The 14173-nt window shown below is 49.0% G+C and carries 14 protein-coding genes; 8 read left to right on the top strand and 6 right to left on the bottom strand.

Going from position 1 to position 14173, the window contains the following annotated elements:
• The first annotated feature begins 37 nt into the window (after positions 1 to 37).
• Positions 38 to 1285, top strand: coding sequence for an EAL domain-containing protein (locus tag L7E55_RS02035; RefSeq protein WP_277442322.1), 1248 nt, complete (start codon positions 38 to 40; stop codon positions 1283 to 1285).
• 575 nt (positions 1286 to 1860) lie between these two features.
• Here L7E55_RS02035 and L7E55_RS02030 read toward each other — a convergent pair.
• Positions 1861 to 2652, bottom strand: a complete 792-nt coding sequence (locus L7E55_RS02030; protein ID WP_277442321.1) for a hypothetical protein — start codon at positions 2650 to 2652, stop codon at positions 1861 to 1863.
• Positions 2653 to 3093: 441 nt separating this feature from the next.
• Here L7E55_RS02030 and L7E55_RS02025 point away from each other — a divergent pair, with 441 nt between their 5' ends.
• From L7E55_RS02025 to L7E55_RS02005, 5 genes are all read left to right on the top strand, one after another.
• On the top strand, positions 3094 to 3366 hold the full coding sequence (locus L7E55_RS02025; protein ID WP_277442320.1) for an S-layer homology domain-containing protein: 273 nt from the start codon (positions 3094 to 3096) through the stop codon (positions 3364 to 3366).
• A gap of 29 nt (positions 3367 to 3395) precedes the next feature.
• The gene (locus tag L7E55_RS02020) at positions 3396 to 3869 is read left to right on the top strand and encodes a hypothetical protein (protein ID WP_277442319.1); all 474 of its coding nucleotides are present in this window, start codon (positions 3396 to 3398) and stop codon (positions 3867 to 3869) included.
• A 432-nt stretch (positions 3870 to 4301) separates the two neighbouring features.
• Complete coding sequence (locus L7E55_RS02015) at positions 4302 to 6170, top strand: CHASE2 domain-containing protein (RefSeq protein WP_277442317.1); 1869 nt, start codon at positions 4302 to 4304, stop codon at positions 6168 to 6170.
• A 251-nt stretch (positions 6171 to 6421) separates the two neighbouring features.
• Complete coding sequence (locus L7E55_RS02010) at positions 6422 to 6730, top strand: type II toxin-antitoxin system Phd/YefM family antitoxin (protein WP_277442316.1); 309 nt, start codon at positions 6422 to 6424, stop codon at positions 6728 to 6730.
• Positions 6723 to 7181, top strand: a complete 459-nt coding sequence (locus L7E55_RS02005; protein ID WP_277442314.1) for a type II toxin-antitoxin system VapC family toxin — start codon at positions 6723 to 6725, stop codon at positions 7179 to 7181. Before L7E55_RS02010 ends, L7E55_RS02005 begins: the two co-directional genes overlap by 8 nt.
• Before the next feature lie 178 nt (positions 7182 to 7359).
• On the opposite strand, the gene L7E55_RS02000 is transcribed toward L7E55_RS02005, so the two are convergent.
• Genes L7E55_RS02000 through L7E55_RS01985 form a run of 4 tightly spaced genes read right to left on the bottom strand, consistent with a single transcriptional unit; the run spans position 7360 to position 11093 of the window.
• Positions 7360 to 8166, bottom strand: a complete 807-nt coding sequence (locus L7E55_RS02000) for a class I fructose-bisphosphate aldolase (RefSeq protein ID WP_277442313.1) — start codon at positions 8164 to 8166, stop codon at positions 7360 to 7362.
• Between the two features lie 5 nt (positions 8167 to 8171).
• Positions 8172 to 9215 carry a zinc-dependent dehydrogenase gene (locus L7E55_RS01995; RefSeq protein ID WP_277442396.1) on the bottom strand — a complete coding sequence of 348 codons (1044 nt, stop codon included), beginning with the start codon at positions 9213 to 9215 and terminating at the stop codon, positions 8172 to 8174.
• Positions 9215 to 9922: a phosphoribosylanthranilate isomerase gene (locus L7E55_RS01990; protein WP_277442312.1), complete on the bottom strand. Its 708-nt coding sequence runs from the start codon at positions 9920 to 9922 to the stop codon at positions 9215 to 9217. The genes L7E55_RS01995 and L7E55_RS01990 overlap by 1 nt, the downstream gene beginning before the upstream one ends.
• Positions 9900 to 11093, bottom strand: a complete 1194-nt coding sequence (locus L7E55_RS01985; protein ID WP_277442310.1) for a GHMP family kinase ATP-binding protein — start codon at positions 11091 to 11093, stop codon at positions 9900 to 9902. Before L7E55_RS01985 ends, L7E55_RS01990 begins: the two co-directional genes overlap by 23 nt.
• Positions 11094 to 11526: 433 nt before the next feature.
• On the opposite strand from L7E55_RS01985, the gene L7E55_RS01980 reads away from it, so the two are divergent.
• Positions 11527 to 12693 (top strand): LL-diaminopimelate aminotransferase, encoded by a 1167-nt coding sequence (locus L7E55_RS01980; RefSeq protein WP_277442395.1) that lies wholly within the window; start codon positions 11527 to 11529, stop codon positions 12691 to 12693.
• 158 nt (positions 12694 to 12851) lie between these two features.
• Entirely contained in the window at positions 12852 to 13214 is a 363-nt protein-coding gene (locus L7E55_RS01975; protein WP_277442309.1) for a type II toxin-antitoxin system VapC family toxin, read from the top strand.
• A 46-nt stretch (positions 13215 to 13260) separates the two neighbouring features.
• On the opposite strand, the gene L7E55_RS01970 is transcribed toward L7E55_RS01975, so the two are convergent.
• On the bottom strand, positions 13261 to 14049 hold the full coding sequence (locus L7E55_RS01970) for an MBL fold metallo-hydrolase (protein ID WP_277442308.1): 789 nt from the start codon (positions 14047 to 14049) through the stop codon (positions 13261 to 13263).
• Positions 14050 to 14173: the final 124 nt, after the last annotated feature.

Genomic DNA, 14173 nt, shown 5'->3' with positions numbered 1-14173 from the left:
TGGATATTTTATGACTTAATTAGAAGCAGGTGTAATTTTGGATAACAGTATAATTAATATAAATAATATTATATATAATGAGAACATACGTATATATTTTCAACCAATTATATCCGTTAAAAAGAAATCAATAATTGGTTTTGAATCCTTATGCAGAGGTCTAAATACTGGAACAAATAAAATTATTTCTCCAGATACTTTGTTTGAATTTGCCAGACATAAAAATATGAATTTGGAATTAGACAGGTTGTGTAGAAAAAAGGCTTTGGAGGCTTACAAATTTAATAATTTCGAAAATAAGAACTATATTTTATTCCTTAATTTAGATACGTCAATAATGGATAATGGGATTGTAGGCTCGGGACATTTGTTAAACATGGTTAAAAATTTAGATCTATTTTCAAATAATATAGTTATAGAGATTGTTGAATCTAAAGTACGTGATACTAAATCTCTGGAGAAATTTATAAACACATATAAGGAAAAGGGATACTTGACAGCACTGGATGATGTTGGCTCCGGTTATTCTAATTTAGATAGAGTAGCTCTTGTTAAACCTGATATATTGAAAATAGATAAAGGAATAATCAGTTATATTGATAAATATTTTTATAAACAAGAAATATTCAAATCATTAGTTAACCTTTCAAGAAAAATAGGTGCCCTTGTTGTCGCGGAGGGTGTAGAAAGAGAGGAAGAAGCTTTAGTATCGCTTGAGCTTGGCGCGGATATGCTTCAGGGATTTTATTTTTCAAAACCACAGGATTATACATTTGTGACAGATGAAAAAACCAAAAAAAATATTTTTTATATTGCCAATAAATTTAATAATTATATGACCTATAAGATTAAATCAATTAAACTTATGTATCAAGAATATTATATGGTCTTATCCAATATTATCAATGAACTTTCTAATGTAACATGTGATAATTTCGATGATATGCTCAGTGTTATAATTCAAAAATATACAATAGTGGAGTGTATTTATATAATAAATGAAAGTGGTACACAAATTACTGAAACCTTTTGCGATCAGCTAAAAATAAAACGAAACAGCAAGATATATGGACCAGCTAAAAAAGGAACAGAACATTCATTAAAAGATTATTATTATTATCTTATGAGCACTGGATCAACACAATTTACAACTGAACCATATATCTCTTTGGCATCAGGTAACCTGTGCATTACAATATCTTCGCAGTTTGAGGATGTTAATAGTAACCGTTTCATATTGTGTATAGATATAAAAGTCCTTCCCTCAAACACCTGTTTGCCATAACGCCTCCGAATTTCATCGGCTACTATTGATATGTAAAAAATGGCTGTGGGGAATTCGCATAAAACAGGTTCATATATCATACAATTATGTTTGTGTTAATTTGAGGGGGCGTGGTCCGTATCGAAAATAAATATTTCGTGGAAGATAGTCTAATAAACAGTTATCAGCTTACATCCGAACAACTTAATGAGATACATGCAAAATATGGCCAGCCGGGTGAGCTGTCACCAGGCCATAAGGCGAAAAAACGTAGAAGTCATATAAACATTATGTCTAAATGGAGTAATCGAAAGAGTACGACGACGGTTGAATAAACAGAGTCACGTTAAATAACCAGGAACTGCGAGTCCCGGCTTTAGTTCTAAATATTGGAGTAGGTTGCTGAGCGAGAATTGCGGCACTGCCATTGCCTTGGTCAATGTAAATACTCAATAAAATGGCCTGCGGTCTGTAAAATCTTTACCGATATCCTTTATTCCGCTCAAGGCTAAAGAAGGAGACGTAATTACCGCTGGAATATGGCGGTCGTTGCTGTTTCCGCGGGATTTGCGGAGGCTGTGAAAAATAGATGCTTATTATATATTTAAAAGGGGGAGTGTAAATAAATGTCCGAGTCCATATTTCTGAGTTATATTGTAGAAAATGATACTAGCTTTATCAGGAGAATCGTAGCCGTGAGCCTTAATTAGCGCCAATATATCCTCTGTCTCTTTGGTCGTCACGGGAAACATGGAACTAAGGTTTTTTATATAATTATTATTTATGTTCGGGGATACCCGGCATGCTACTTCCCAATCCAAGACAGCTTGAATGAATGTGGATGCAATAAATGCCTTCCCTTCCATCTTAGAAGGCTCATTTGGAAAAATATTTTTTATAGATTGCATGAAAGGCATTTGAGCTTTTGAAACTCTATCATAATTATCCCATAAATCAAAATTGTACTTAACTAATCTTGAATTAACTAATGGATCATTTATTGATTTGGAAATGCGGCAAGCCAAATCATTCATGCCATTGACCAAATTAATGTTAGCATTATTGGTATTATTAATATAACAAAGACTTGGAAAGCCTTCTTGATTTAAGATTAAATGCTGTAATTCATGCGCAGTGTCAAAAGCATCGTCAAACTGTATTGGAACCTGTTTTATTATAACAACATACTCGATTTCTTTGGTATCTGGATTTTCTAAACCAATAGACTTTATTTGGGAGTTTAACCTCTCGTCAAAAGCCCAGTTTACTTTAACTCTAATTTTATGTCTTTCATTTTTATAAAAATTTATAAACTTATCTGATTCTTGAAGTAGTATTTGTAAAACATAATTTTCCGAAAGTACCGGTAATCCCATTTCTTTAATCATATTTTCAGTCCTTCCATTAAATAATCTTACGGAAATAATTAGACAGACATCATCAAAATCCTTTTACTGCCGGCGGGTGGCTATAGCGAGTGGGTTATTTAAGCCGCAAGGGCATATTGTTTACAGTCGGGTTAAAGATTTCTCTTTAAAAAAATACTCGAGAAGTGTAAAATTACGGTATGGTAACCAGTGATAAACTAATAGTGATATATTTTGTGTAAATCAAAGACGAGGGTGAAAAGTCAATTAATTGCTCAACGAACATGGGTTAAAACTAATCGCCGGATGCGGCTGGAGAGGAAGTGGGAATATTAAGTTTGATTATATTACCTTAGAGGGGGTGTGTTATGAAGTTCCGCAATAACGTGTTGAGGATAGCATGCATCTGCGCCGTCGCACTAGCGAGTCACCACAGTATTCGGCCTGTACGCGGTACCCGGCGTGTATGCCGCCGGACCGGTGTTTACAGACCTGCCCGAAAACGATACCTATTACCCGTTCGTCAACTACCTGGTGAAGACCAACCTCATCCAGGGCTACCCCGACGGCAGCTTCCACCCGGCCGGCACCCTGACCAGGGCCGAGGCGGCCGCCATGCTGGCCAGGGCAAATAAGTTAGCAGGACAGGCTCCCGCTGCCCAGACCTACAACGACATCGGCAAACAAGCAACTCAAGCTATGCTCAGCGCGGCTATTATGGTTTTGATTATATAACCACGGCAAATTACGATTCCGCTGAAGGAGTGGATGTTAGAGCTGGGAACCAGGCTAACATCGACTTTAGTCTCTTGGCTGGATACACCATTTCCGGAAAGGTATCGCTGCCGGAAGGGCAACTGGCGTCATCCAGTCTCAGCGTTAGGGTGGAGGCTATGCTTAACAAGGATTACCCTCCGAACGGGTGGACGGACATCGTTATCCAGCAAGGACAAAATTATGCGGACTATAGCCTGGTTGTTCCCGCGGCGTGCGGCTACCTGGTACGGTACTCGGTGAAAGATATAGTGCCAAATTGTGTACTGCAGGGCTACTACGACGGGGAGATAGACGTCTCCCAAGGAAATGCAACTAATAAAAACCTTACCATCCTTACCGGAAGCACCATTAGCGGCAGTGTATCTCTTCCCGGTGGGGCAACGGCGATACAATTATCATACTTTTTGACATTGACACCAACCAACCGCCAGTCAACAACAAGGCAGCCGTTGATGCCCTGATTGACTTCCAAGGGAAATCGTTCGGTACGGACTATTGCGGCACTTGGAATGACGCCAGAACCCTAACTCTTACCGTAATCAACGCAACAGGCGGTAATCTGGTTCCAGGAGATGTATTTTATCTTAAAGCCGACGGCAATCTGAGATCATCGGACGGGCTTTCACCGCCCAGCACAGCTGGCTGGACTATCGGCGGCTATTTCAGCTCACCATAAGAAAAAGTAGTTTTTAAAAGGGGCGTATTACCCACACAATTAGGATACGATTTTTAACGGTTTAAATCAAGCCCGGCGGGGAACAAACCCCTCCGGGCTTGATCATGATTGAATGTACGCAATTTTTCGTGGACAAAGCTCTTATTGGGTGATAGCATGGTATAGGTATATTTTTTATGTCAAATATAGAAACTTTTTGCCGAAGGAAGGCGAAGCGATGCGGGGCTGGGTGGAAAAGCTGAAAGGAAAAGGCGTGGCGTTTGCGCTTGTTGTTCTGGTTATGGTCACAAGCCTGGCCGGCGCTTGGGAAGGACTGGAGCTGGGCTTGTATGACAGCTGGTTCAAACTGCGCGGAGCGCGGCCTGCGCCTGAGGATATCGTGGTGGTGGCCATAGACGACCGTTCCATCGGGGAAATCGGGCTGCTGCCCTGGCCTCGCCAAATGTACGCCCGCCTGCTGGAAAAACTGAAAGACGCGAAGGTGGTCTGCTTCGACGTGGTTTTCGACACGCCGGGCACGCCGGAGGATAACGCCGCTCTCGCAGCTGCGGTGAAGGCGCAGGGCCGGGTGGTGCTGGGCAACATGTTCTCTTTTGAGCAGAACGCCGCAGGCGAAGTTTACCAGGTTCCGCGCTTCCCGGTGAAACAGTTGGCTGCTGCCACCAACGGCATCGGTTTCGCCAATGTGCCCGAAGACGTGGACAGTGTGATCAGGCGTGTCACCACTGTGGATACGAATACTTTCGGCAGGCCGTTTCCCAGTCTTAGCGTAGCCACGTACCTGGTGGAAAAGGGCCTTAACCCGAACAGCCTGAAGCTTGACGGAAAAGGGGTTCTGTACGCGGGTGATTTGGCTGTTCCCATAGATAACAAATATCAGTCCTTAATTAACTTCTGGGGACCCGCTTCAACTTTTCAGACATACAGCTTTACTGACATCCTCAATGATCGGGTAAGCAGCGATAAATTAGCGGGAAAGGTCGTATTTATCGGCTTTACCTCAGCTTCTGAACATGACTATGTAACTACTCCTTTCACTCTCGGCAATATGGTGCTGGGCGGCGCGCTGCCGTCGCCGGGAGTCGAGGTGCATGCCTCCGCCCTGGCCACCTATCATGCTGAAAGTTTTTACAAAAGGGCGCCGCAGGCCGTAAACCTGGTAATATTATTGCTTGTCGGCGTATTGTCCGTGGCTGGCGTGTCGCGGGCGAAAAACCCCCTGCGGGGGTTGCTCTACCTGCTGGTGATTTTAGCGGCGGCAGGTGTGGGCGTGTACCTGTCCTGGTACTATGGGCGCTACTGGGTTAACCTGGCGTCGCCGCTGGGGCTGGGCATGCTAATCTACACCGGCATGACTGCCGAGAACCTGGTGCGCACCGAGATGGACCGGCGACGCACACGCGCGCTGTTTGCCCGCTACGTTCCTCCCGCCGTGGTGTCTGACTTGCTGCAGCACCCGGAGGACATTGTCCTGGGGGGAATGAGGGTGGAGTTGACGATATTCTTTTCGGACGTGCGTGGTTTTACCTCGTTCAGCGAGGATAAGACGCCTGAATATGTGGTGCAGCGGCTAAACGAATACTTTACCGAGATGAACGCGATAATTTTCAAGCACGGCGGCACTCTGGACAAGTATATGGGTGACGGGATCATGGCCTTTTTCGGCGCCCCGATTCACTACGAAGACCACGCGGACAGGGCGCTGGCGGCTTCCCTGGAAATGCTGGAGCGCCTGAAGGAGCTTAATAAAAAATGGGAAGATCAGGGCGAACCGTTGTTCAACATCGGTGTCGGCATCAATTCCGGGCCGGTGGTGGTTGGCAACGTTGGCAGTCCGGAACGGATGGATTACACGATTATGGGCGGGGAAGTGAACCTGGCCTCGCGTCTCGAGAGCATGAACAAGGAGTATAAGACGAACATCATTATGAGCGACCGCGCGCTCAAGTATCTTAAAAACAAGGATAATCTGCCAGGGGAAATAACGCTCCTGGGCGAGACCAGCGTGCGCGGCATGGTTGAAAAGGTGCTAATTTACACGGTCAAAGCCAAACAAGTGAGCGAAGCTTCAGGCGAGGTTTCATAATTATCCAGCTTGTCAACTAAAAAATATTGCTCAGATTATCTAAAAAAGCGCCGGGTGAGCAGACTTGAAAGTCAACTTTCCCGGCCCATTTTTCCAATAAAAAATGCATATTATATATTGATTAGCCTCAAAAAGCAATAAGAATGAAAATTTGAAGGTGACTAAGCGGCTAAAATAACTTGGTAAAATTGTTGCAATTATTCCCATTTCGTGTTACAGTAGCATTAAAAGTATGAATAGAGGTATTAGCAATGCGAATGGTAAATGTAACAGATATCAGGGTAGGTATACGTGAGATCCTGTCGGAAGTGGTAAAAAGCAGGGAACCAGTGATAATATTGCAACGTTCCAAACCCGTGGCATATCTCGTGGATGCAGAGTCTTTCGAAAATATGCAAAGAACTGATGAGTCGGAATCCGATGTCTTGACCAGAAGCAGGAAGGAAAGCCTTGACAGGATACTTAAATTGAGGGCTAAGGTAATGAAAAAAACCGGGGTTCATAGTGATTCCACTCAGTTAATCCGCGAGTTGCGGGAAGGGTCGGGACGCTATGAGTAATTACATTTGCCTTGATGCGTCTGTGTTTATAAAAGTACTGGTAGTGGAAGAGGACAGCGATAAAGCTATAGCTTTAATGCGGAGGATTATTCAAAGTGGGCAATTGATCGTGCTGCCCCCGTTTGCATGGGCTGAAATTGGTACTGTTCTTAGAAAAAAGCGTAGAAGAAACGAGTTAGCCGTTCAGGAAGCAGACGACATGTGGCTTGAGTTTAAGCAGTTTCCTGGAATCAAGTATTTGTCAGACGATGATGTGATAATGGATCGGGCATGGAAAATCAGCCGCTATTTCGATATGCCCACATTGTATGATGCAACTTATTTGGCTGTAGCGGAGATCGTAGAGGAAAGGACCAGTGAAATTTGTGAGTTCTGGACTGCGGATGAAAGGCTCTTCAACGCCCTGGACGGGAAGAAGAAATACGTCATGCTCTTGCAGAAAATGTGCTGAACAGTGCATATTACCCAGTCTTTATGGTGGAAAAATAACGTCCCGGGCGGAATTTTGCTTCCGCGCCGGGTCGTTTTTTGATACTGCCAATAGAGCATGCGCCAGACATAATACCAGACATAATAAATAGTAGGTTATTATCTGTGGAGCAGCAATATTCCAGTATTCCATTAACTGTTTACCCCCGGTTGATGCCGTCCTCCAGCAGGTCATTGGCTTCCTGTACGCTGAAGCCCCGGTGGATAAGTCCGTGCACGGCGGCCAGGAGCGCTTCCGGGTGCGGGCTTTGCCAGACGTTGCGGCCCATGACGATGCCTTTGGCGCCCCCGTTGAGCGCGCCGGCGATCATTTTCAGGGTGTCCAGGTCGGTTTCGCACTTCGGCCCGCCGGCGATCAAAATCGGCACCGGGCAGCCGGCCACTACCTGCTCGAAGCCTTCTTCAGTGTAATAGGTCTTTACCAGATCCGCCCCGTGTTCGGCGGCCACGCGCGCGCCCAGGGCGATGAAACGGGGGTCCTTCTTTTGGTCTTCGTTTATCTTCCCAAGACCAACCACTCCCAGCAGCGGCATGTTCCATTTGCGGCACTCGCTGGCCGCCCGGGCAAGTCCGGTGAGAGTGTCGTGTTCATAAGGCGAGCCGATGAAGGCGGAAGTAGCTATGGCGTCGGCGCCGGCCGCCAGTGCGTCCTCCAGGGTGGCGGTCTGTCCTTCCCGGGTCAGCTCCGGGCCGGAAATGGTGGCGCCGCCGCTAATCCGCAGAATAATACCAGGTTTGTTTACCGGCTCAAAAGCATACCGGTAAATACCCTTTGTCACCAGCCAGGCGTCCACCAGTCCGGTGGCGTCCAGTCTGGATACAGTTTCTCCGACATTCTTCAGCCCAGTCATAGGGCCCAAGGCCATGCCGTGGTCGATGGCCACCACCAGGGACCTCCCGGTGTCAGGCCGTAAAATCCGGTTCAGTCTGACTGAAAATCCATCCATAATTATTAGTCCCCCTCCGGTATTAACACAACACCCTTGATAATTTCCTGCCTGCGGGCTTGCTCCACCGCGTCCAGCATATCGTCCAGCGTGTAGCGGTGGGAAATAAGGTCGTCCACTTCGATTTCACCGCTGCCGATTAAAGAGACCGCCAGTTGAAAGTCGGCGGGAGTGGAGGCGAAGGTTCCGGTAAGCACGATCTCAGAGTAGTGAATCCAGCGCAGGTCCACCGGGACCGGCTGCCCCGCCGGCGGGCCGCCGAAGATATTGAATATGCCGCCGTTGCGCACAGCCGGGAAGTACCGCTCCATCACTTCCGGCACACCAAGGGAGGCAATGACGATATCCGCGCCAAGCCCGCCCGTCAGTCGGCGCACTTCACCGGCCACGTCATCGCTGTTCACGTCCAGGCAGGCAGCGGCGCCTATTTTTTCAGCCAGCGCGAGCCTGTCCGGGCGGATATCGGTAACCATCACCCTGGCCTTGTGCCATAGCGCGGTCTTCAGGTGCATCAGGCCCATCGGCCCGGCGCCGACCACCAGCACGTTGTCGCCGGCGCCCGTCCCGGTGGCGCGTGCCGCCGCCAGGCAGCAGGACAGCGGCTCGGCCACAGCCGCTTTGTCGAAGGGGATGTGGTCCGGCAGTTTAACCACGCCGCCGATGTTAATGATTTGTTTCGGGATGCGCACGTATTCGGCAAAGCCGCCGTCAATGCCGTGCGACAGCCCGAATTCATGCAGGCAGAGGTTGTGTCTGCCGCTCTTGCAGAAAAAACACTCGCCGCACACGGCGATGGGGTAGACGGCCACCCGCTCGCCGATCGCGTAATTTTGCACGCCCGGCCCGGTTTGGGCGATGATGCCGCTAACCTCATGGCCAAGTATCGCCGGCAAATCTTTCGGCGATCCCTGGCCTAAAAGCATCTTGATGTCGGTGGCGCAGATGCCTGATGCCCTGACCTTGACGATGATTTCTCCCTCTCCAGCGATGGGAGCGGGCACGGATTCCAGCCGGATATCCCCCTTGCCGTGCATGACGGCGGCTTTCATTAACACTTGTTTATTCCCCCCGCCTTTTGTACTTCTTCCATTAACGAGCGCAATTTGGCCAGGCTTTTTATGCCGGTGTGCAACTCCACGCCCGAACAAAGGTCAATGCCGTAAGGCCGGACACTTTCAACCGCCTCTCTGACGTTTTCCGGTTTGATCCCGCCGGCCAGGAAAGCCGGCAGGGTGGAATCCGCCACCACCTGGGCGGCCTGGTCCCACCGGCCGGTTGTGCCGGTACCGCCGAACCTGACCACCCCGTTAATTACCGCCGCGGTATCCAAAACCACTGCGTCCACGCCAGCCTCCTTGCACTGCTCAACCTGCTTTAGCATGGTCCCGCAGTCGAACGCCGATGAGCTGTCTCCGGACGCCGGCAAGAAAAGAGATTGCCAGATTTCCATGCCGGGCGCGATTTTCTTGAGTTGTCCGGCCATGGCCGCCCCGTCCTGGCTGAGGAACTGGACGGCAAAGGGTTTCAGACACGTCACCAGTTCCGTCAGGCGGTCCGGCTGCATCTCATGAACCAGGGCCACCGCCGGAACAGGGGCGTTGGCGAAGATCGGCTCCGCGCTTTTCACTGTTTGTGAACGCGGCGAGTAAGATACTTCGATTACCACGCCGATATAATCCGCTCCTTCCCCGGCGGACAGTTTGGCGTCTTCAATATTGGTTATACCGCAAATTTTAACCCGACAACCAGCTTTCATTGATATAGTTCCTTTCCACGCCGTTTTCCGTAACGCGCGCGCCGATGTTGTCCACTTCGGTAACCATGATCCGGCTCTTCGCATTACCCCGTGACTCAAGTAATTCCAGCAGCCTGTCCGGTACTTCCGGTTTTTGAGTCAAAGCGAATATCGTCGGCCCGACCGAACTCATACCGGCCAATTCGGCGCCCGCTTCCCGGAAACTGGCGATATAGTTGTAAATCTGCGTGCCCGCGATGCCGTGCTGCTCGCACTCGGCCCGTTTGGAACCGAGGAAGCAGATGTCAAACAGGGCGTCGCCGATTCCCTTCAGGTTGCCCTGCACCATGGCCGGCATCATGTCCAGCAGGATTATCTGCGCCTTGACGCCGCTTTGTAAGTAATCAAGGTACCGGCCGCGCCTCATTAGAACTTCCACTTCCGACTCGGCGGCTGTTTCTTTACCGGTGAACTCATCTTCCAGACTGGGGACGTCGGGAATGACGATGACGACTTTCGTGTCCGGCATGGCCGCCCGGTAAATCATTTCTAAATTATCGGTTGCTATTATTATTCCCCCGTTGACACTGGCCATCGCCCCGATGCCGGTTTCAAAGCCGCGGATCAGGCAGCCGTTGGCACGCGGGCTTTCCTCACAGGCGTTGTAGCCGACAATCCGGCGCAGTTCCCTGTTGGTGAAGGGCCGGCCGAGGACTTCGTTCATGCCGATGCAGGCCGCGGTCATCGAACCGGTGGTCGACCCCAAACCGACATGCCGGCGCTTGTGGTCGTACAACTCGATTTCAAACCCGCCCCGGTAGCCAAGGATCTCCTTGATAACCTTGGCAAAATGAGTGGCAACCAGGGGCCGCTCTCCGCTCACCACGATTTCCGGGTTTGTGGTCGAGCGCACCTTGGCTTTCAGGTAAATGCCGATAGCGATGCCCATCCCCCCGCCGCCCGGCCGGACGGGGCTAAACCTGTTCATGTCCAGCACTGTCGGGTGCAGACGGGCGGGTAAGGTTATTTCAACTTCTCTCCCGGTGGGCTCAGGAACGGATCTTGAGGCGAAGCCGCATTGTTCCGGGTGTATGATAAAATCCTTCTGGCCCGGTTCAAATTCTTCGAGCACAGCGGTAACCCGGTCAAACGGCCCGCCGATGACCCCTATTTTAATTGTTTGTTTTTCCATCAGTAAGAAACCCTCCACAAATCATAGTTTTTATCTACCGTGCTTACCGTACTTGCTTTAAACTACCATCCCTCCCCGGATATTTTGATTTGTGGCAGATATGGCGCTAGGACAACCAGTCAAAAAAGGCATTCCGGTAGGAATGCCTTGATCAACTGTGCCATACAAATGTCTGGAAATGCACCCAGCATAACCACCTACCATCCTACCATAAAGTCATTATAAAACCACTCCTGTATCTAATCAATGATAAATTTTGGGAATTAAGGAACTGATTATATTCAAGTATTCAGAATTCAGGAGTCAGTATTCAGAATATTTTAAGATAATAAACATTCTCTCATTCTGACTTCTGGCTCCTGACTACTGACTCCTAAATATATTATAATGAAAAGCAGAATTATGCTATTGATTGAAGGGTCAGGGGGACATGATGAACAGGGCAAAGCGAATAGACAACTTATCCGCCGGTGTATTTAACGAAATGGAAGAGCGCAAGAGAAGGGTGGAGGCACGTGGCCTGGAAGTGATCAACATCGGCGTCGGCAGCCCAGACCTGCCCCCGGCGCCGCATATTGTGGAGGCTCTGCGCCGCGCGGTGGAGAAGCCGCGGAATTACACCTACCCGCTGGTAGGTCTCCGGTCCCTTCGCGAAGCGGTGGCGGGGCGGTATAAAAAGCGCTTTAACGTTGATCTGGACCCGGGCTCGGAGGTGCTGGAATTAATGGGCTCGCAGGACGGTTTGGCCCACCTGGCCATGGCGTACATCGACCCGGGGGACGTGGCGCTGGTGCCGGACCCCGGCTACCCGATCTACGAGTTTGGCATAATCCTGGCCGGCGGGGAAATTTACCCGCTGCCGCTTTTGCCGGAAAACCGTTTTCTGCCTGATTTTGACGCCATTCCTGAGGAAGTGGCGCGCCGGGCGAAAATGCTCTGGCTGAATTACCCGAACAACCCGACGGCGGCAATAGCTGATAGTGAGTTTTTTGAAAGGGCTGTCGCATTCGCCCGCCGCCATGATATCCTGGTTTGCCATGACGTGGCTTACGCCGAACTGGCATATGACGGATTTAAGCCGGTGAGTTTTCTCGAAACGCCCGGCGCGAAGGAAGTAGGCGTCGAGTTTTTCTCTCTTTCCAAAACCTACAATATGGCCGGCTGCCGCTTGGGTTTCGCGGTGGGCAACGCCGGTGTGCTGGCCGACCTGGCGTTGATTAAGTCCAATATTGACTACGGGGTGTTTTACGCGGTGCAGGAGGCCGGCGTGGCCGCTTTGAGCGGGCCGCAGGATTGTGTGGCCGCAACCGCCGCCACCTACCAGGGAAGGCGTGATGTGCTGGTGGACGGGTTGGCCGCTTTGGGCTGGTCCATGCCCAAACCGCAGGCTTCCATGTTTGTTTGGGCGCCGCTGCCGCCAGGGTACAGTGATTCTGCAGGCTTTGCCGCCGAGTTGCTGGAAAAGGCCGGCGTTATTGTCATACCAGGCGTGGCTTTCGGGCGGCGGGGCGAGGGGTATGTCCGGATCGCCCTGGTCAAGGAAGAAAAAGTGCTGAGTGAGGTTGTGCGCCGGGTAGGCGAAAACTTCCGGTTTAAATAAATTATTTGTGACTTTAGAATATCAGACGAGGTAGATGGAGTTTTAATATTGAAAGTAGCTGAAGAGAAAAACAAGGATTTTTCGGGAATAAAAGGCATAGGTAAGTCGATTTGGGAGGGTGTTGATGCGCAGGAATATGTTAATAAAGAGAGAAGCGAATGGAATTAAAGAAGGGTTTACGACTATTTATTGATACCGCCCCGATAATATACTTTATTGAGGAACATACCGATTACAGCGATGAGGTCTCCTATATATTTAGTAGGACAGCCGAAGGGGCTATACAGGTGATTACATCAGTTATTACCTTGATTGAGGTTTTAACAAAGCCCTATAAGCTTGGGAGAACTGACATTGTAAGCATATACAAAGATTTCTTTTACAATTCAAAAGGCTTTATGGTCATGGATATTACCGCCGATATAGCAGAATTGAGCGCAAAAATAAGGGCCAAATTTGGTTTTAAGCTACCAGATTCTATCCAACTGGCTATTTTTGAATATAGCGGTTGTGACTATTAAAAGCATAATATCAATGGGGTGATGGGCGTGCCTATATTAACCGCTTTTACAAATGCGGCAATGCGGGAGGCCGATCCGACCAAGTGCCCGGAACCCGGGCGGGCGCGCTGAATAGAGGTATGTTTGCCGCCAAGTGGCGCCGGGCGTTGTTTACGGCTATGGAGGGCTCATTGTCGTTCTCGCTGAGGTGGCCCAGTACAACCAGCTTGCAGTTTTTTAGATCCATGGCTTGCAGCGCCAGTCCGCACTGCGCATTTGAGAGGTGCCCGGTGGGACCCAGGTTGCGCCTGATTACATGCCATGGCTTTGTTGATTTTTTATACATGTTTACATCGTGGTTTGACTCAATATACAAGTAATCAAGTGATTGAAAAGCTTCAAGGCAGCTTTCCGGGACATAACCGGTATCAGTGATAAACCCCATCCGCTCGCCGTCACCGCCACCGATAACAAAGCCGATTGTTTCAACATCTTGGGACAGTCTGAAATGAGTTACCGAAAGACTGCCGATTTTTTCCACGGCGTTGCCGCCGAAGGCGGTTAATTCCGGAATTGTTTTAAAATGGCAGAGTTTATGCAGTTCATTTAATATGCCCGGAGTTGAGTAGACAGGAAGATTTTTTTCCTGGCAAAGAAATTTTAGTCCGTAAATATGATCGGTATGACAGTGGGTTACCAGAACCGCGTCGAGATCACCCGGCGACAAGCCGGCCTCTTGCAGGAATGGCCGGATATCTCTTTTCCTGAGACCACAGTCGATGAGTATACATGTATTGCTGTCCTGCACCAAAACGCTGTTGGCGTAGCTGCAGGATGAAAGGCTGCAGAATCTCAATTCATAATCCCCCGGCGCTTACCGCTGAAAAAATGTGTTATCCGCGAAAATCAATCTGCAAAAGCACTCCGTAGAAATACTTCCACACAAAACCGGTAATCCCTTCAAGCCGGCCTGAACCGAA

The organism is Pelotomaculum isophthalicicum JI, assembly GCF_029478095.1.
Taxonomy (GTDB): domain Bacteria; phylum Bacillota; class Desulfotomaculia; order Desulfotomaculales; family Pelotomaculaceae; genus Pelotomaculum_D; species Pelotomaculum_D isophthalicicum.
The sequence above is the reverse complement of the archived record's forward strand: the minus strand, read 5'-3'. Positions and strand labels throughout refer to the sequence as shown.

Coding starts and splice junctions, on each gene's coding strand:
- L7E55_RS02030 (WP_277442321.1), bottom strand. CDS start 2,652: ATGATTAAAGAAATGGGATTACCGGTACTTTCGGAAAATTATGTTTTA.
- L7E55_RS02015 (WP_277442317.1), top strand. CDS start 4,302: ATGCGGGGCTGGGTGGAAAAGCTGAAAGGAAAAGGCGTGGCGTTTGCG.
- L7E55_RS02010 (WP_277442316.1), top strand. CDS start 6,422: ATGCGAATGGTAAATGTAACAGATATCAGGGTAGGTATACGTGAGATC.
- L7E55_RS02005 (WP_277442314.1), top strand. CDS start 6,723: ATGAGTAATTACATTTGCCTTGATGCGTCTGTGTTTATAAAAGTACTG.
- L7E55_RS02000 (WP_277442313.1), bottom strand. CDS start 8,166: ATGGATGGATTTTCAGTCAGACTGAACCGGATTTTACGGCCTGACACC.
- L7E55_RS01995 (WP_277442396.1), bottom strand. CDS start 9,215: ATGAAAGCCGCCGTCATGCACGGCAAGGGGGATATCCGGCTGGAATCC.
- L7E55_RS01990 (WP_277442312.1), bottom strand. CDS start 9,922: ATGAAAGCTGGTTGTCGGGTTAAAATTTGCGGTATAACCAATATTGAA.
- L7E55_RS01985 (WP_277442310.1), bottom strand. CDS start 11,093: ATGGAAAAACAAACAATTAAAATAGGGGTCATCGGCGGGCCGTTTGAC.
- L7E55_RS01980 (WP_277442395.1), top strand. CDS start 11,527: ATGAACAGGGCAAAGCGAATAGACAACTTATCCGCCGGTGTATTTAAC.
- L7E55_RS01975 (WP_277442309.1), top strand. CDS start 12,852: ATGGAATTAAAGAAGGGTTTACGACTATTTATTGATACCGCCCCGATA.